The organism is Streptacidiphilus albus JL83 (assembly GCF_000744705.1).
GTDB lineage: Bacteria > Actinomycetota > Actinomycetes > Streptomycetales > Streptomycetaceae > Streptacidiphilus > Streptacidiphilus albus.
This window is the reverse complement of the sequence record NZ_JQML01000001.1, coordinates 8,972,707-8,989,575: the sequence shown is the minus strand read 5'-3', so window position 1 is coordinate 8,989,575 and position 16,869 is coordinate 8,972,707. Positions and strand designations below refer to the sequence as shown.

14 protein-coding genes are annotated in these 16,869 nt (G+C 72.8%); 8 read left to right on the top strand and 6 right to left on the bottom strand.

Annotation, left to right across the window (positions count from 1 at the left end; genetic code table 11):
* Positions 1-92: 92 nt before the first annotated feature.
* Together BS75_RS38960 and BS75_RS38955 are read right to left on the bottom strand one after the other, a co-directional pair.
* Positions 93-1,499: a hypothetical protein gene (locus BS75_RS38960; protein WP_042440555.1), complete on the bottom strand. Its 1,407-nt coding sequence runs from the start codon at positions 1,497-1,499 to the stop codon at positions 93-95.
* 420 nt (positions 1,500-1,919) lie between these two features.
* On the bottom strand, positions 1,920-2,534 hold the full coding sequence (locus BS75_RS38955; RefSeq protein ID WP_042440553.1) for a TetR/AcrR family transcriptional regulator: 615 nt from the start codon (positions 2,532-2,534) through the stop codon (positions 1,920-1,922).
* 94 nt (positions 2,535-2,628) lie between these two features.
* Here BS75_RS38955 and BS75_RS38950 point away from each other — a divergent pair, with 94 nt between their 5' ends.
* The 6 genes from BS75_RS38950 (at position 2,629) to BS75_RS38925 (ending at position 9,667) form a co-directional block, all read left to right on the top strand.
* Positions 2,629-3,078, top strand: coding sequence for a DUF1772 domain-containing protein (locus BS75_RS38950; RefSeq protein WP_034091591.1), 450 nt, complete (start codon positions 2,629-2,631; stop codon positions 3,076-3,078).
* Positions 3,079-3,153: 75 nt separating this feature from the next.
* The gene (locus BS75_RS38945; RefSeq protein ID WP_052070275.1) at positions 3,154-5,583 is read left to right on the top strand and encodes a DUF4132 domain-containing protein; all 2,430 of its coding nucleotides are present in this window, start codon (positions 3,154-3,156) and stop codon (positions 5,581-5,583) included.
* Positions 5,583-5,900: a hypothetical protein gene (locus BS75_RS38940; RefSeq protein ID WP_034091590.1), complete on the top strand. Its 318-nt coding sequence runs from the start codon at positions 5,583-5,585 to the stop codon at positions 5,898-5,900. Before BS75_RS38945 ends, BS75_RS38940 begins: the two co-directional genes overlap by 1 nt.
* 96 nt (positions 5,901-5,996) lie before the next feature.
* Positions 5,997-6,401, top strand: a complete 405-nt coding sequence (locus BS75_RS38935; protein ID WP_034091589.1) for a hypothetical protein — start codon at positions 5,997-5,999, stop codon at positions 6,399-6,401.
* Between the two features lie 227 nt (positions 6,402-6,628).
* Positions 6,629-8,149: an SDR family oxidoreductase gene (locus BS75_RS38930; protein ID WP_042440551.1), complete on the top strand. Its 1,521-nt coding sequence runs from the start codon at positions 6,629-6,631 to the stop codon at positions 8,147-8,149.
* 159 nt (positions 8,150-8,308) lie between these two features.
* Entirely contained in the window at positions 8,309-9,667 is a 1,359-nt protein-coding gene (locus tag BS75_RS38925; protein ID WP_034091588.1) for a cryptochrome/photolyase family protein, read from the top strand.
* Positions 9,668-9,686: 19 nt separating this feature from the next.
* On the opposite strand, the gene BS75_RS38920 is transcribed toward BS75_RS38925, so the two are convergent.
* On the bottom strand, positions 9,687-10,685 hold the full coding sequence (locus BS75_RS38920; RefSeq protein WP_042440549.1) for a MerR family transcriptional regulator: 999 nt from the start codon (positions 10,683-10,685) through the stop codon (positions 9,687-9,689).
* A 9-nt stretch (positions 10,686-10,694) separates the two neighbouring features.
* Positions 10,695-11,534, bottom strand: a complete 840-nt coding sequence (locus BS75_RS38915; RefSeq protein WP_197092002.1) for an NRDE family protein — start codon at positions 11,532-11,534, stop codon at positions 10,695-10,697.
* 279 nt (positions 11,535-11,813) lie between these two features.
* On the opposite strand from BS75_RS38915, the gene BS75_RS38910 reads away from it, so the two are divergent.
* Positions 11,814-12,146, top strand: a complete 333-nt coding sequence (locus BS75_RS38910; protein ID WP_034091587.1) for a DUF1330 domain-containing protein — start codon at positions 11,814-11,816, stop codon at positions 12,144-12,146.
* A gap of 98 nt (positions 12,147-12,244) precedes the next feature.
* On the opposite strand, the gene BS75_RS38905 is transcribed toward BS75_RS38910, so the two are convergent.
* Positions 12,245-13,717, bottom strand: coding sequence for an MDR family MFS transporter (locus tag BS75_RS38905; protein ID WP_034091586.1), 1,473 nt, complete (start codon positions 13,715-13,717; stop codon positions 12,245-12,247).
* A gap of 106 nt (positions 13,718-13,823) precedes the next feature.
* Between BS75_RS38905 and BS75_RS38900 the strand changes: the two genes are divergently transcribed.
* Complete coding sequence (locus tag BS75_RS38900) at positions 13,824-14,426, top strand: TetR/AcrR family transcriptional regulator (protein WP_034091585.1); 603 nt, start codon at positions 13,824-13,826, stop codon at positions 14,424-14,426.
* 97 nt (positions 14,427-14,523) lie between these two features.
* On the opposite strand, the gene BS75_RS51750 is transcribed toward BS75_RS38900, so the two are convergent.
* Positions 14,524-16,413, bottom strand: a complete 1,890-nt coding sequence (locus BS75_RS51750) for an alkaline phosphatase family protein (RefSeq protein WP_063771608.1) — start codon at positions 16,411-16,413, stop codon at positions 14,524-14,526.
* Between the last annotated feature and the right edge of the window lie 456 nt (positions 16,414-16,869).

Here is a 16,869-nt window from a genome sequence, read left to right as displayed (position 1 = left end):
CAATGCTTGTGACAGGATCCGCCTCACTCGCCCCTCGTTGGGTCGCCGGACCCGCGCGTCCATCCGGGCGGCACCGCGAGGCTCGTCCGGACTCAGGGCCGGTAGACCAGGTAGTTAGCCTGTCCGCTCCGGCCCGTGACGATGTGCATGGTCCAGTGCCGGGCATAGGCCGGTACCGCGTCGCCGGGGTAGAGCAGCAGGGCGGTCGGCTCCCGGGTCGCCTCGCGGACCAGTTGGGCGGTGGTGGTGTTGGCGTCGTTGCCGTCGATCTCCACGGCGCGGCAGCCGGTGAAGTAGCCCATCGGCTCGGCGTCCTCGCCGGTGAGCAGGCAGGTGCCGGTGAGTCCGAGCCGGGCGAGCTGCGGGACCGCGTACGGCTGGTCGGCGCGGCTGGCGACGGTGTAGGCCACCTCCGGGACCAGTTGCGAGTACTGACCGGCGAGTTGGAGCACGAGGGCCAGTCCCAGGACGAGCAGCATCCAGGGCCGGCGCCGGCGCGCCGCCGTGGCGGCCAGCCTGGCCAGCAGCGCCGCCGCCGGGACCAGCAGCAGCGCGTAGGCGGGCAGCAGGAAGCGCGGCGCCGAGTAGTCGATCATGAACAGGTACGGGCAGGCCACCGAGAATCCGCACCACGCGGGCAGTAGCGAGGGCAGCAGCGCGTCGCCGCGTCGGCCGGCCCGCCGCTCGACCAGGACGCCGACGACCACCAGCACCGGCAGCAGCAGCCACCAGACGGTCAGTTCCAGCGGCTTGTGGTTCCAGCCGACCGTGCACGGCCGGCACAGGATCGGGCCGTCCAGCGAGCGCAGCGCGTCTCCCACCGCCCAGTGCAGCCCGAGCCCGCCCTCGTTGAGGCTGGAGGCGTGCAGCCGCCCGCCGATGCCGCCGAACCTGACGTAGGCCTCCACGATCCACTCGGCGCTCCCCAGGAGGAACCCGCCGCAGGTGGCCAGCAGCAGCCACAGCCGCCGCCGGAGCAGGGACACCACCAGCAGCGGCAGCGCCAGGAACGCCGCGTCGCTGGGCCGCATCAGCGCCGCCACGGCGAGCGCCGACGCCAGGCCCAGCAGCGGCGCCCGAGCCGCCGGGCGCCGCAGCGCGTCGAGGAGGCAACCGACGGCGGCGAGGCCGCCGAAGGCGATCCAGAGGTTGGGCATCGCCTGCGGCCCGTAGTACTCGGTGACCCACAGCGTCGCGAACAGCCCTCCGGCCAGCGCGAGTACCCGGGTGTCCCGCACCCGGCGCCAGGCCAGGAGCGCCAGGAGGAGGCCCAGCCCGGACAGCACCGACAGGCAGACCCGCAGCGCAACCGTCGAGTGGGTCAACAGGGCGACCGGGGCCACCAGCAGGGTGATTCCGCGCGAGCGCGGGGCGCTGAAGAACTCGGCGGGCACATGCGCCGAGACCTGGCTCGCATAGACCGTCTCGTCCCAGCCCAGGGGCATCGAGGGCGACACCAGGAGCAGCTGCGAGCACGTGTAGAGGACCGCGACCAGCACGATCCACCGGACCGACCGGCCCCCGGGAAGCCGACCGAGGAACGCGTGGAGCCGGGGGCCGAGCGGAGCCGCGGCGGACTCGGAGGTGACCCTCGTGGACGAGGCGGCGATGAGAAGGCTCCTTTGTCGAGGTGGAGTGGCCCACACCCACCTAACGCGTTTCGCGCCGAGCGAGGTTGCATCCACGTCGACACGGATCCCGGCCCGAGCGCGCACCGGTCCGTCGACTGACGCGGAACGCCCTGCCCGGACACTGCCAGGCACTCCGGTCCGCACTGAGCCGGGTACGTCCGGGCGACGGACGTCCGGGCGACGGCCGGACCGCTCAGTAGAAGTGCTCCGAGCCGAGCGGGGTGAGCTCCCGTCCGCCCAAGAGGTGGTCGCGGACACGGACCCGTCGATGCAGACCGGATCCGGCGGTCACGACGCAGGAGACCCCGCTCCTTCGCGCTGCTCCTCGGCGCCGACGAAGTGGTTGACCAGGAGGGTGATCCGGTCGGGGATCCGGTCGGCGGGAAGCCGGCCGACGCGGGTGAGGGTGATCAGGCCGTGCAGCGCGGCCCAGAAGGTCTCGACGAACAGGCCGGGCTCCTCGTCCGGGCCCGCGTAGGCCACCAGCGGGCCCAGCAGGGCCTGGAAGCCCTCGCGCAGGGGCGCGGGGGTGGTCTCGGCGGCGAAGGGGAGGCCGTTGTCGAGGCTGAACATCGCGTCGTACAGCGCCGGACTGCCGGTGGCGAAGTCGGTGTAGGCGCGGGCGAGCGCGGCCACGGCCGGACGGCCGGCGGGCTGCTCGGCCACCGCCGCGCGCAGGACAGCGGTCAGCTCGGTGAAGCCCTCCAGCGCGACCGCCCCGAGGATCTCGCGCTTGCCCCGGAAGTGGCTGTACAGGACCGGCTGGCTGTACTCGATCCGTTCGGCGAGCTTGCGTGTGGTCACCGCGTCCCAACCCTGGGCCTCGGCGAGCTCCCGGGCGGTGGAGACGATCAGCTGGTGGCGGTTGGCCCGCTCCCGCTCCTTGCGTTCCTGTGCAGACATACCGGAATTCTAGCATTGCTAGACAAGTGAGCACTGACATGTCTAGCATCGAACCAGAATCTAGCGCCGCTAGATACAACCCTGGGGAGGGGTCGTGCAGAACGCATTGGCAGTCGTCACGGTCGTCGTGGTCGGAATGATGGTGGGTGTGGAGTTCGCGGTTGCGGTGTTCGTCAACCCGATCCTGGACCGGCTCCCCGACGACAGCCGTACCGCCGCCCACAGCGACGGGGCCCGGGTACTCGGCGGCGTCATGCCGTACTGGTACATCGGCTCGACGGTGCTCGGCGCGATCTGGGCCGCCGCGGCCTGGGGCGGCGCGGGCGCCCCGCCGGCCACGGCGGCCACCGCGCTGCTGGCGGTGAGCGTGGCCATGTCGGTGCTGCTGCTGGTGCCGATCAACAACCGGGCCAAGACCTGGGACAGGGAGGGCAAGCCCGCCGACTGGAGGCAGCAGGAGCGCCGCTGGAACCGCTACCACTACCTCCGGGTGGGCGTGCTCGTGCTCGCCTTCGCCCTGTACGCGGTCGCCCTCGACCGGTGAGAGCGGTGTCGCGCGGCAACGGCGGCGCCGGCGCCGGCGGCCGGACTGTCAGTGGGGCCTGGCAGCATCCACGACATGAACGAGTTCGACGGTGACGGGGTCGCGGCAGCCGCAGCAGCACGGGTGCCGTGGGTGGTGGGTTTCCTGGACGCGCGCCGGGGGGAACCACGGTTCGACATGTCGAACCGGCCCGGGCAGGAGGCCTTCCAGGAGCACCGGGCGCGGGCGGCGGAGCAGTGGTCGCGCCTGGTCGAGCAGCTCAGGGTGAGCACGGAGGAGGAGCACCGGGCCGCGTTCCTGTGCCTGCTGCTGGCGGACGGGCTCGACCCGTCCGACACGCTGCGGGCCCGGGACGCGGTCGAGGCGGTGCTGCCGCAGGTGGGCGGATGGTCGGCGGACGAGGTGGCGGAGCTGCTGCGGCATGCCTGCGACGCGTCGCGCCAGGATGAACTGACGGCCCGGTTGCGCAGCGCCCTGGCCACGGCGGAGCGGCTGGATCCCGACGGGTGCCGCGCCGTCGCGCCGTGGCTGCGACAGGCGTACACCTTGTTGACGTCGGCTCAGGTGGACGCCGTGAAGCGCCGGTCACTGACCGGCCGGGTGCAGGAGCTGCTGACGCGTGCGGACCTGGCCGAGATCCCGGAGGGGATGATCCCCCCGTACGACCCGTGGGCCGCGCCGCTGCGCGAGCAGGACCCCACCCCGGCCTTCGCGGAGCTGCTCCGTCATCTGGTGGCACTGTCCGGGCCACGGCCGTCGCAGCGGTGGCGGAGCGAGTGCCTCCGCCTGGTCGAGGCCGCCTCTGCGGCCGCAGTGGTGCCCGCGGTGCTGGACGCCCTGGCCGAGGGCGGGCCGGTCGGTGAGATCTGGCCGGGCCGTTCCTACACCTGCCTGGTCCGCGTGGAGCACGGCGACCTGGCGCGCGGACTGGTCTGGGCGGCCGCGCTGCTCGGCGGTGCCTCCACGGTGCCGCGGCTCACCGCGCTGGCGCTGCGCGTGGGACTGCCCCGCCAGGGCATGACGGACAGTCCCAAGCTCGCCAACGCGGCCGTCAACTCCCTGGCCGAGATCGCCGATCCGGCGGCGATGGCGGCACTGCACCGGCTCCGGTCCGCGATCAGGGACCGTGGCCTGCGCAAGCAGATCGACACCGCGCTGACCACGGTCGCCGGGCGGTTGGGCATCTCCCCGGCGCAGTTGGTGGAACGCAGCGTGCCGCACCACGGGCTGTCGGCGGACGGGACGGTGGAATGGACGGTGGCCGGCCACCGGGTCCGGGTGGACGTGGTCGGCGGCGCCACCGTGCGGGCCGGCTACACCGCGCCGGACGGCCGGACGACCACCACCGCGCCGGCCGCGATCAGGGAACAACTGGCGGAGGTCAAAGCCGCGGTCAAGGAACTGCGGAAGGCGCTGGCGGCCGAGCGGACCAGGATGGAGGCGCTGTTCTCCACCGACCGCTCCTGGCCGTACCAGGAGTGGTGCCGCTACTACCGGGACCACCCGCTCACCGGGTCCATCAGCCGCGGGCTGATCTGGGAGTTCCAGGACGGCGACGGCGCGTGGGCGGCGGTCGCGCCCGGCACGGAGCCGGAGACCGAGCCGCTGCGGGTACGGCTGTGGCAGCCGGTGCGCGCCTCGGCGGACGAGACCGCCCGGTGGCGCGAGCACCTGGTCACGGCCGAGCTGCGGCAGCCGTTCAAGCAGGCGTTCCGGGAGGTGTACCTGCTGACGCCGGCCGAGGAGGCGACGGAGGGGTACTCCAACCGCTTCGCCGGGCACATCGTCCGCTACCAGCAGCTCTACGCGCTGCTGAAGGAACGCGGGTGGCAGGCGAACTACCTCTCCCGCCACGACGGCGGCTACGAGGGCGACGCCCGGGCCGAGTTCGACGAGGGTCAGTGGCGGGTCCGGTTCCACCACGAGCCGGCCGAGGACGACTTCCGGCACAGCCCGGAGCTGGCCGCCACCGACCAGGTGCGGTTCGAGCGCCGGCACGGGCGGCAGTGGCGCGCCGCCCTGCTCGCGGAGGTGCCGCCGCAGGTGTTCAGCGAGGCCATGCGGGACGTCGACCTGTTCGTCGCGGTCACCTCCATAGCCGCCGATCCGACCTGGTCCGACCGGGGCCGGGAACGGCACACCGCGTACTGGCAGCGTGCCGCGTTCGAGCACTTCACCGCGTCGGCGGAGGTGCGCCGCGAGGCACTGGAGCGGATCCTGCCGAGGCTCCGGCTGGCGAAGCACTGCACGCTGGAGGGCCGCTACCTGGTGGTCCGCGGCGCGCTGGCCACGTACCGGATCCACCTGGGCTCGGCCAACGTGCTGATGGAGCCGAGCGGCGGCTACCTCTGCATCGTCCAGGCCCGAAGCAGCGGCCCGGCGAAGGTCTTCCTCCCGTTCGAGGACGAGCGGCTGTCGCTGATCCTCAGCAAGGCCGCGCTGCTCGCCGCCGACACGAAGATCAGCGACCCGTCGATCCTGGCCCAGATCAGGAGGAACAGCTGATGGCCACGGTAATCCTGCGAACGGAGACGGTCGGCGGTGCGGCCGTCGCCGCGATCGAGGTCCCCGACGTCCCGCAGTCCATGACCGCACGGGAGTTGATACGCCTCCGCGCCCGTGAGGAGTTCGCCGGCCGCTTCCCGGACGCCCCACCGCAGGACCGCGAACAGCAGGCGGACCTCGCCGAGCGGGCCTTCCGCGCCAACGGCTTCTTCCTGCTGGTCGGCGACCGCCAGGTGGAGGAACTGGACGAGGTGGTGGATCTGCGCGCCCGACCCGAGGTGCTGTTCCTCCGACTGCTGCCACTGGCGGGCGGATGAACCCGCCGCCGCCGGTACCGCCGGCCGGGCCACGGCTTCGCGGAGTTCGCCCTTGCAGGATCATGAATCCCTGGCAGAAGACGTCGGAAGGCGACCATGCAAAGACCACGGATACGCCTCGGTGACGACGAAGCCTGGCTGGAGCTGGTCCAGAACGGCGGGGACGACTGGCAGGTCACCGCCGATTGGTGCGCCCGGCTGACAGCCGACTTCAGCGCCTGCCTCAGCAACTCCGAGGCTGCGGACTTCGCCGCGCGGATGCTCTCCCACCTGCGTGCTCCGTCGGGCCGCCGATTCACCGAGGCGGTGACCCCCGGCCGCAACAACCCCTTGGCCCTGACCGCAGAGCCGGTCGGGGGCGGCTTCGCCTTCCTCGTGCGCCTGACCCCCAACGGCGACGACGACGTGTGCCAACTGCAGCTGGAGATCGATCCGATCGACACCGCGGAACTCTGCGACCTGTTCGAGGCGCTGCACGCGTCGCTGGTGCCCCGACCCTGAGTCGTGTCGGCCCCTGTAGATTCCGGCTCCTCGAATGGCCCTGCCGACCGAGCGGCACCGAACTCCTCCTGACGGCGCTGCGCCGGCTCCGGGCCGCCGGGAACAGCGTCTTCGCGGTCGAGCACCCGGTCGGTTTTTCGATGCAGCAACGATGCGGGTGGCGGGCGCAGCGCCGACGTTCCAGGGTTGTCGCAGGACATGGCGATCGCGGGCGGGAGGAGTCGGAGATGACGCTTCCGGAGTCCGCGCGCTCCGTCCGCCCGAGCACCGCGCCGATGCGTGTGCTGGTGACCGGGGCGACCGGCTACATCGGCGGACGGCTGGTCCGCGAGCTGCTGGAGGCGGGCCACCAGGTCCACTGCCTGAGTCGCGAACCCGCGAAGCTCCGCGACCAGCCGTGGTTCGGGCAGGTCGAGGTCCGGCGCGCCGACCTGGCGGACCCCGCCTCCCTCGAGGGGGCCTTCGCCGGCATCGACGCCGCCTACTACCTGGTGCACTCCTTGGGTACCGGGCCCGGCTTCGAGCGGACCGAGGCCGAGACCGCGCGCAACTTCGCCCGGGCGGCGGCCCGCGCCGGGCTGCACCGCATCGTCTACCTGGGTGCGCTGCTGCCCAGGGGCGTCCCCACCGACCGGCTCTCGCCCCACCTGCGCTCCCGCGCCGAGGCCGGGCGGATCCTGCGGAGCAGCGGCGTGCCCACGGTCGAGCTGCGGGCTGCGGTCATCCTCGGCTCGGGCTCCGCCTCCTTCGAGATGCTGCGGTACCTGACGGAGCGCCTGCCCGCCATGGTCACCCCGCGCTGGGTCGGCACCCGGATCCAGCCCATCGCCGTCCGCGACGTACTGCGCTACCTGGTGGCCGCCGCCCGACTGCCGGACGAGGTGAACCGGAGCTTCGACATCGGCGGACCGGAGGTGCTGACCTACCGGGAGATGATGCTCCGCTACGCCCGCGTCGCGGGCCTGCCGCGCCGGGTGGTGATCCCGGTTCCGGTGCTGACACCGGCCCTGTCCAGCCTCTGGGTCGGATTCGTCACCCCCGTCCCGGCCGGGATCGCGCGCCCGTTGGTGGAGTCGCTCCGGCACGAGGTCGTCGTCCACGAGCACGACATCGCCCGCTGGATCCCGGACCCGCCGCAGGGCCTGCTCGGCTTCGACGACGCGGTCGGCCTCGCGCTGACCAGGATCAGGGACGCCGACGTCGCCACCCGCTGGTCCTCCGCCTCGATCCCCGGCGCGCCCAGCGACCCGCTGCCCACCGACCCCGGCTGGAGCGGCGGCAGCCTCTACCAGGACACCCGGCAGGTGACGGTGGACGCCGGCGCCGACGCCCTGTGGCGGGTCGTCGAGGGCATCGGCGGTGAGCACGGCTGGTACTCCTTCCCACTGGCGTGGGCCCTGCGCGGCTGGCTGGACCGGCTCGCGGGCGGAGTCGGACTGCGGCGCGGACGCCGGGACCCCCACCGGCTCCGCGTCGGCGACTCCCTCGACTTCTGGCGCGTCGAGGAGCTCGAACCGGGCCGGCTGCTGCGGCTGCGGGCCGAGATGCGCCTCCCCGGCCTGGCCTGGCTGGAGCTGCGGGTCCAGCCGGACGGTCCGCACAGCTGCCGCTACCAGCAGCGCGCACTGTTCCATCCGCGCGGGCTGGCCGGGCACCTGTACTGGTGGAGCGTGGCCCCGTTCCACGCCCTCGTCTTCGGCGGCATGGTCCGCAACATCGCCAACCAGGCTGTGCGGGAGCAGCGTTGACTGCCCGTCGAACACTGGCAGCACCTCCGTTCCGGACGGCGGCCCGGCGCGACCCGACCGACCGACCGACCGACCGAACGACCTGGAACGTACGGAACCTCCCGCGCTGCGCCGCCACCGCCGCAGCGCCACGCCCGGAAGACGACCTGGAGCCACTCGATGAACGTCCGTATCTGCCTGTTCACCAGCGATCTGCGGGTCCGGGACAATCCCGTCCTCCACGCAGCGGCCCACGGAGCCGACCAGGTGATCCCGCTCTTCGTGCAGGACCCGGCGATTGCCGCGGTCGGTTTCGGCGTCCCCAACCGCGCGGCCTTCCTGGCCGACAGTCTGGCCGACCTCGACGCCTCGCTGCGCGAACGCGGCAGCCGACTCGTCCTGCGCCACGGTGGGACGGCCGTCGAGGCGGCCCGGCTGGCCGGCCTGACCGGTGCTCAGGAGGTGCACGTCGCGGCCGGTCACACGGCGTTCGCCCGCGCCCGTGAGCAGCGGCTGCGGGCGGTTCTGGCCTCGTACCGGGTCCGGCTGGTGGTCCACGAGCAGGTGGTGACCGCGGTGGCGCCCGGCGCGGTGACACCGGCGGGCTCGCACCACTACGCGGTCTTCACCCCGTACTTCCGCCAGTGGGCGGGGCAGCGGCTGCGCGATCCGCTGCCCGCACCCCGGCGGCTGGGCACCCCCGCCGGGGTTCCTTCCGCCCCGCTGCCGGAACGCCCCGGGCCCGGGCTGCTGTCGCCGCTGCTCATGTCCGGTGGGGAGAGCGAGGGCCGCAGGCGCTGGAACGCCTGGTACGGCGACCGTATCGACGGCTACGAGGAGGGACACGACGCCCTCGCCGACGATCTGACCTCGCGGCTCTCGCCCTTCCTCCACTTCGGCTGCCTCTCGCCGACCGAGCTGGTCCAGGCCGCCCGCGCCCGTACCAGCCCCGGGGCCAGAGCCTTCGAACGCCAGCTCGCCTGGCGGGACTTCCACCACCAGGTCCTCGCCGCCCGACCCGACGCCGCCGCGCACGACTACCGCACCCGGAGCGACGACTGGCGCGACGCGCCGGAGGAGTTGGAGGCCTGGCAGCAGGGCCGCACCGGCTATCCGATCGTGGACGCCGCGATGCGCCAGCTCCGGCAGGAGGGGTGGATGCACAACCGGGGCCGGCTGCTGGCCGCGAGCTTCCTCTGCAAGACGCTCTACCTGGACTGGCGCGCCGGAGCCCGGTACTTCCTGTCGCTCCTGGTCGACGGCGACGTGGCCAACAATCAGCTCAACTGGCAGTGGGTCGCCGGTACCGGCACCGACACCCGCCCCAACCGGGTCCTCAACCCCGTCACCCAGGCCAAGCGCTACGACCCGGACGGCGCCTATGTCCGCCGCTGGCTGCCCGAACTGTCCCGGCTGGCGGCGCCGGCCGTCCACGAACCCTGGAAGCTCCCGCGCGCGCTCCGGGCCGAACTCGACTACCCCGAGCCCCTGGTACAGCTCGACCAGGGCCTGAGCCGGTTCCGCGGCAGCCGCCCCTAGCCGACGGCCACAGCTGCCGCTACCGCGCCTCCGGCCCGGTCGACGCGCCCACGCCGGGCTGCGGCAGGCGCAGGCCCGTGAGCAGGGCCAGGGCGGCGGACAGGCTCCTCGGGCGCAGGCATCCGGCGGGTGCCGAGCCCGCCCGCCACCCGGGCCCGGCCAGCAGCAGCACCGGGTGCCGCCGGGAACCGGAGACGCCCCAGCGGCCGCCAAGTACCGCACGCGGCAGCCCCGCGTCGGCGGTCGCCGTCGTCTGCGACCACAGCAGCACGGCGGCCGGGCCGAGGCGTCGACAGGCCTCCAGCAGTGCCTCGGCCGGAACCGCCGCGCCGAACGTCCGGAAGCCCACGCCGCGCTCCGACAGCAGGGCGGCCAGGGCGTCGAGCGGCAGCGAGTGCCGCTCCCCCGGTACGGCCGCCAGCAGCACCGGCGGCCCCGGCACGGCCGGGCAGTCGGTGGCCTGCCGCAGCGCTGCCGAGACATGCCAGGACAGCAGGTGCTCCACCGCCACGTACCGCTCGCCCGACGCCACCCAGCTGCGGCCCGCTGCGCGCAGCGCGGGCGTCATCACGTCCTCCCAGGCCGCCAGGATCCCCAGTTCGGCGACGGCCCGGCGCAGCGACTGCGCCACCGCAGGCCCGTCGAGCCGCTCCGCGGCTCGCACCAGTCCCCGGGCCCGGGCCCGGCCACCGGCTCCGCCGTCCCCCGCAGGTTGCCGCCCGGCAGCGCCGGGTGCTTCGGGCGCCGTCTCCGCACCGGATCCGGCCGGCGGCCCCGCGGCCAGCCGGGCCGCCTCCGCGGGCGGGACACCGTCCGCGGTCAGCCGGCACATCACCGCCAGCCGGGCGATGTCCGCACCGGTCCACCGGCGATGGCGCCCGTCCGCACGGTCGGCCGGCCCCAGCCCGTAGCGGCGCTCCCAGGAGCGCAGCGTCACCGGCGAGACACCGAGGCGCCGGGCGACCTCCCCGGTGGGCAGCCCCGCCGACGAGGCGTCCCGCTCCGCAAAGTCGTCCACGGCACGACCCTACGGCGCTCCGGCGGCCGGCCCCCTCCCGACGCGGCTCTCCCGCTCGACCTGGGCCCCACCGGGAGCCAGGTCGATCCTGCGCCAGGATCCGCTGCTCGGTGCCGGGCTGAAGTCGTACCGCGCGCCGGAGGGCGCCAGTGCGATCAGGGCGATCGAGGTCGAGCCCCAGATCCGCCCGTCACCGAAGTCCCGGCGCTGGATCAGGGCGGCCGGATCGTCGAGGCCCAGGCCGTCGCCGCAGGCGATCGGCAACCAATCGCCCCATGCCTCCTCGGTCGGACCGTCCACCGGCTCCGGGCGCGCCACGGTTTCCAGCCGGGCCCGGAAGTGTTCCGCGCGGGCGGTCATCATCGCGCTGACCTGCGGCGAGGAGGTCCGGTTCTCCGCCCGTCCCTCCAGCCCGTCGTTGAGGACGACGCTGAGACCGGGCGGCAGTTCGCGGTCCTCCAGCCTGTTCCCGCTCCAGCTCAGCAGCCGCACCCCGGTCGACCGGGCCAGGACCAGGTGGAACGGGTCGTACCGCTCCGGCTCGATGCGGTCGAGCCCGGCGGTGCTCGCGGCGATGAGCGGCAGCTCTCCACGGGAGAGCCGGATCTCCGGCGGCGCCGTGGGGCCGAAGCCGTTGAGGAGGCACGCGGCCACGGGTCCGTCCGCCGGCTCGCGGCCCGGGTCGACCGCGAGCCAGGTTCCGCCCGCCACCAGGTCAAGGCCGCCGGCGAGACCGGGCCGCGACGGCCAGTGGTGCTCCGGCGGCAGCCACCGCCGGCCGAGGTACTCGTCCCGGACCGAGAGGAGCAGGACCGGAACGGCCGAGGACGGCTCGATACTGACGAACACCGTGCACACGATGACCCCCGTGAACGTCCGAACGCCTACCTGCCGGGGCCGTGCGCTCCCACGGCGATGGGCAGCGCCGCCCTGGCGGTGATCCTCGCACAGATCACCGACAGCAGCCCGGGGCGGTCACGCCGGGTGAGCGGAACGGGATCACGGTCCGCCGCTGCGGTCGATCCGCGGAAAGTACCTATGGCTGACTGATTCCCCGTCGGCTGCCTCTTCGTAGTGTCGTACCCGTCAGCACGGCCCCGCCGCACCACACCGACGAAGGAGTTCTCCATGACCGCCTACGCCCTGATGCACGTCCGCTCCGTCCCCGCCCAGCCGAACGCGGAGGTGGTCGAGTACCTCCAGCGCATCGACGCCACCCTCGACCCGTTCGGCGGGCGGTTCCGCGCCCACGGCGACGACTTCACGGTCGTCGAGGGCAGTTGGGGGCCGGGCGCGATCCTGATCGAGTTCCCCGACCGGGAGCAGGCGCACGGCTGGTACCACTCCCCCGCCTACCAGGAGATCACCGCGCTGCGCACCAACAGCATCGAGGGTGACATCATCCTGCTCAACGGGGTCCCGGAGGGCTACCGGGGCGCGGACTCGCTGGCCCACCACTAGCGGGTGCGCAGCGCCGAGGCCCGGACCGAGGCACGGACCGGTCCCCGAGCGGGCGGGAGGGGCGGTGCACCCGGCCCCGCTCCCGCCCCGCCGTTCGCTCAGGCCTTGACGGAATCGGCGCGCCGGGCAGGGTCGTTGTCGCGATCGGCCCGGGCCGCCGGTTGGACGCCGGGGAGCCACAGGCAGAGCAGCACGGCGATGGCGGAGAAGCCCACGGACCACCAGAACGCCACGTGGAAGGCGTCCGCCAGTGAGGCCGGGTGCGCGGCGACGGCGCTTTCGAGGATCACCGCCAGGACGGCGGTGCCGAACGAGCCGCCGATCTGCTGTGCGGTCCTGGTGAGCACGCTGGAGTGCGGGATCTGCTGCTTGTCCAGGCCGATGTAGCCGGCGACCATCACCGGCATGGTCACCGCCCCGAGTCCGAAGCCTCGGATGACCATCCACAGCGCGAGCAGCCAGGCGTTGGTGTGCGGTCCGGCCATGGCGAACGGGACGGTCGCCGCCACGACGACGGCGAAACCGACCAGCGCGATGGCGCGCGAGCCGAACCGGTCGATCCTGCTGCCGGCGATCGTGCGGGACAGGAGGGTGCCCATCCCCTGCGGAACGAGCATGACTCCGGCGGCGAGCGCGGTGGTGCCGCGCACCTCCTGGTAGAACAGCGGCAGCAGGAGCATCGCTCCGTACAGCGAGAAGCCGGAGAAGAACAGCACCGCGCTGGAGGAGCCGACCGACCGCTTGGCCAGCAGCCGGACCTCGACCAGGGGGCTGCTGGTGCGCAGCGCGTAGCCGGCGAAGGCCGCGAGCAGCGCGGCGCCGACCACGAGCGGGATGATCACGTCCGGGTGGCCGAACCCGCCGGCGGTGCCCGCGTTGGCCAGGCCGAGCAGGACGACCGAGGTGCCCGGCGCGATCAGGAGCAGTCCCGGTACGTCGAGCCTCCGCCCGGCGGCCGCAGGGCCCGGGCGGGCGGGTTCGTCGACGTTCAGGTGACGCCAGGCGAGCAGGATGCCGACGACGCAGAACGGCACGTTCACCCAGAACATGAACCGCCAACTCAGGTGCGTCAGAATGGCACCGCCGATCACCGGGCCCAGGACCGGGCCGAGCAGCGCCGGCAGCGCGACGTAGGTCACGAGCCGCCCGAGCGACCTGCCGCCGGCGGCCTGGAAGATGAGCGTGCTCATCAGCGGGAGCATGAGGCCGCCGCCGAGGCCCTGCACCACCCGCCAGCCGATGAGCGAGTCGACGTTCCAGGCGAGGCTGGAGCCGACCGAGCCGAGGAGGAAGACGGCGAGGGAGAAGATCCACAGCCGCTTGCCGCCGAACCGCTGCAGGCCCCACGTGCTGAGCGGCACCGCGATGCCGAGTGCCAGCAGGTAGCCGGTGGTGACCCACTGGATCGTGCTGACCGAGGCGTCCAGCTTCGCCGAGAGCGTGTGCAGGGCGACGCTGACGATCGTGGTGTCGAAGACGACGGCCATGCCGCCGACGATGAGGATCAGAGCGGTCTTGACCACTGCCGGGTCCAGCTTCTCGGCTGCGGGCTTCGCTGGTGTCGCTGCCACGCCACTCTCCTCCATAAGATATGAACTCTTCTCTTATTGAGAGTAGGGCGGGCCATTAAGGAGTGCAAGCCTCTCTTATTTTTCGCGAGCCGCTATCCTGGTCGGCATGACGGAGCAGGCACAACGGACCCGGCAACGGCGGCGCGGGGAGGAACTGGAGGCCGCGCTGCTGGACGCCGCGTGGCAGGACCTCGTCGAGGTCGGCTTCGCCAGACTGACCATGGAGTCGGTCGCGGCCCGCGCGAGGACGGGCGTGGCGGTGCTGTACCGCCGCTGGCCCAACAAGGACGACCTGGTGCTCGCGGCCATCCGCCACTACGGCACGACGCACCCCGTCGACATCCCCGACACCGGCGACCTGCGCGACGACCTGATCGCGCTGCTCAACAACACCAGCGGCCTGCGGGTCGGCTTCGCCACCATCGTCAGCGCCACCTTCTCGGGCCTGCTGGCCAGCACCGGCCTGACCCCGGCCGAGGTCCGCGAGAAGATCATGGCCGACCGTCCGCTGTCGTCGGACCAGATCTTCGTCCGGGCGCACCAGCGTGGCGAGATCGACCTCGACCGCATCCCCCCGGCCGTCCTGGCCATGCCGTTCGACCTGATGCGCCACGAGATGCTGATGACCTACAAGCCGATCCCCCCGGAGCGGGTCCTCGCGATCGTGGACGACCTCTTCATGCCCCTCGTCGCCGCCCATCGCCCCTAGCGGAGCGGCGCGCGGAGCGGTGACGGCGACCCGGTCCACGACTGGTTCGTGCTGCTGGCGGCCCTCGGCATCCGTCCGGATGCCGAGGGCCGGTGCACTACTGGAGCGTCCAGGTCTGCAGGGCGGAGGTGCTGGCCGCCTGCTGGGTCACCGGGGAGTGCTTGGCGGTGGAGGCGGTGGTCATCGGGAGTCCGCTGACCTCGGCGGCGACGGTGTAGCCGCCGCCGGCCGCCGGGGTGAAGACCCAGCTCTCGGCCGCACTGCCGGTGCAGGTCGACTGGATGATCTCGGCCCCGGCCTTGGTGGAGGAGCCCTTGACGTCCAGGCACAGCCCCGACGAGCCGTTCACCAGGGCGTAGCTCCCGTCACTGTTCTGGGAGAGCTGCCAGTCCTCGTCCGTGTTGCCGTCCACCGAGCGGGTGACCATCTGGGTGCCCGAGCTGCTGGAGTAGTTGAGGTCGTCCAGCGCCTGACCGGAGACCGTCAGCACGGAGGTGCCGGACAGGTCCGTGGCGGTGGCGGCGTCGACGGTGTAGGTGAAGGTGGTGCCGGCGGTGGCACCGGTGGTGTCGTCGGCGTTGACGGTGACGTCGTAGCTGCCGGCGGTGGTGGGGGTGCCCGAGATCAGGCCGCTGGCCGAGCCGATGGAGAGGCCGGGCGGGAGGTCGGTGGCGGTGTAGGCCAGCGCCTGGCCGGAGTTGGAGTCGGTGCCGGTGATCTGGACCGACGCGGCGGCGCCGACGGTGCCGGTCTGGCTGCCGGGGTTGGTCAGGGTGACGGTGTCGGCGCCGGTGGCGGGGTTGACGCTGTAGGCGAAGGCGGCGGAGCCGGTGGCGCCGCTGGTGTCGGTCGCGGTGACGATGACGTCATCGGTGCCGGAGGTGGTGGGGGTGCCGGAGATCAGGCCGCTGCTGCTGATCGAGAGTCCGGCGGGCAGGCCCGAGGCGGTGTAGGTCAGGGTCTGGCCCGAGGCCGAGTCGGTGGCGCCGAGCTGGAGCGAGGCGGCGGTGCCGACGGTGGCGGTCCGGGCGCCGGGGTTGGTCACGGTGACGGTGTTCGCCGTGCCGGTGCTGCCGCCGCTCCAGATGTCGGTGATCGGGGAGAGCCCGGCACTGCCGCCGACCTGGCCCAGGCCGTACATGGCCTCCAGGGTGGCCAGCAGGTTGTAGTGGTTGACGGTCTCGTCGTAGGTGCCGGGGGTGACGCCCTGGCCGACGATGATCGCCGGGACCTGGTTGCTCTCGGTGTAGTCGTCCTCGTCCCAGGTGACGACGAGCAGGCTGTTGTGGGTCTTGGCCCAGGTGGCGTAGGAGGAGAGGCTGTTCTGGAGCCAGGTGTCCCCCTCCTGGATGGTGCCGTCGTGCATGTCGTCGTCCAGGTTCGGGATGACGAAGGAGAGCGTCGGCAGGCTCGCGTAGTTCGAGGAGCTGGGGAACGCGCTGAAGGGCTGCTGGTCGGCGGCGGGGACGTTGGTGAAGTTCACCCAGGGCGAGTGCTTGCTGGCGTACTCGCCCGAGGAGCAGGTCTGCGAGCCGGTCGAGGGCAGGCCCTCGGAGTAGCCGACGAAGGTGTCGCCCGCCCCGAGGAGTTCGGAGCCGAGGTTGGCGGTGTTCCCCTCGGCCAGCGGGCACTCGTCGGCGGTCAGGCCGAAGGTGCTGCCGGCGTACAGGGCCAGGTAGTTCGGGTCGCTGGGGTGGGTGATGCCGTAGTAGCTCGTCATCGACGCGCCCTGGGACGCCAGGCTGTTGATGTACGGCGCGTCGGCCGTGTTGCCGATGATGTCGCTGAAGGAGTGGTTCTCCTCCATCACCACCACCACGTGCGAAGGCGTCGGCACGGTGCTGGCGGCGAGCTTCACCTGCGGGTCAGAGCCGTGCGGCTGGAACGCGACGGCGGCGGCGACCAGCGCCGAAGCCGCCAGTGCCAGAGGCCATCCGATCCGGGAGACCAGAGGCCGACGGCCGGGCCGCTCAGGACTGCGTTGCATGACTACTCCTCAAAGGGGCAGCGAGTGCCGGAAGGTACGGGTACTCGGCCCAGCGATGTTGATCGTGGGCCAGGCGCGATTGTCGATGTACAAACCAAGACGCCGCCAGGTGGGAATGGTGAACACTGCGCGACCGGGTCGGGTCCGCGACCGCTCGGTCCGACTGCGGACCCGGCCCTGAGCCCTGCGCCCTGCGCCCCGAGTTGCGCGCTCCGCGTTGCGCGCTGCGGCCGGGCCGCGCCTGCTGCCACCCTGGGCCGGAGCTCCCGGGGCTGCCGTCCCCGGGAGGCACGACGCACGCGACAGGGGCACCGGATGCTGACCTCCGCACCGGTTCCGGGCGGGCTGAACCGGCTCGACCCGGGAACACCCGACATCGACGCGGCCGTCGCCTTCTACCAGGGCGTGTTCGGCCGGCGGTTCCGGTCGGCAGGGCCGGAAGCCGGGGCTACGGCT

Bases quoted from the DNA above. Each gene is read 5' to 3' on its own strand.
- BS75_RS38925 (WP_034091588.1), top strand. From the start codon at position 8,309: ATGAACGTCCGTATCTGCCTGTTCACCAGCGATCTGCGGGTCCGGGAC.
- BS75_RS38910 (WP_034091587.1), top strand. From the start codon at position 11,814: ATGACCGCCTACGCCCTGATGCACGTCCGCTCCGTCCCCGCCCAGCCG.
- BS75_RS38900 (WP_034091585.1), top strand. From the start codon at position 13,824: ATGACGGAGCAGGCACAACGGACCCGGCAACGGCGGCGCGGGGAGGAA.
- BS75_RS38940 (WP_034091590.1), top strand. From the start codon at position 5,583: ATGGCCACGGTAATCCTGCGAACGGAGACGGTCGGCGGTGCGGCCGTC.
- BS75_RS38945 (WP_052070275.1), top strand. From the start codon at position 3,154: ATGAACGAGTTCGACGGTGACGGGGTCGCGGCAGCCGCAGCAGCACGG.
- BS75_RS51750 (WP_063771608.1), bottom strand. From the start codon at position 16,413: ATGCAACGCAGTCCTGAGCGGCCCGGCCGTCGGCCTCTGGTCTCCCGG.
- BS75_RS38935 (WP_034091589.1), top strand. From the start codon at position 5,997: ATGCAAAGACCACGGATACGCCTCGGTGACGACGAAGCCTGGCTGGAG.
- BS75_RS38930 (WP_042440551.1), top strand. From the start codon at position 6,629: ATGACGCTTCCGGAGTCCGCGCGCTCCGTCCGCCCGAGCACCGCGCCG.
- BS75_RS38955 (WP_042440553.1), bottom strand. From the start codon at position 2,534: ATGTCTGCACAGGAACGCAAGGAGCGGGAGCGGGCCAACCGCCACCAG.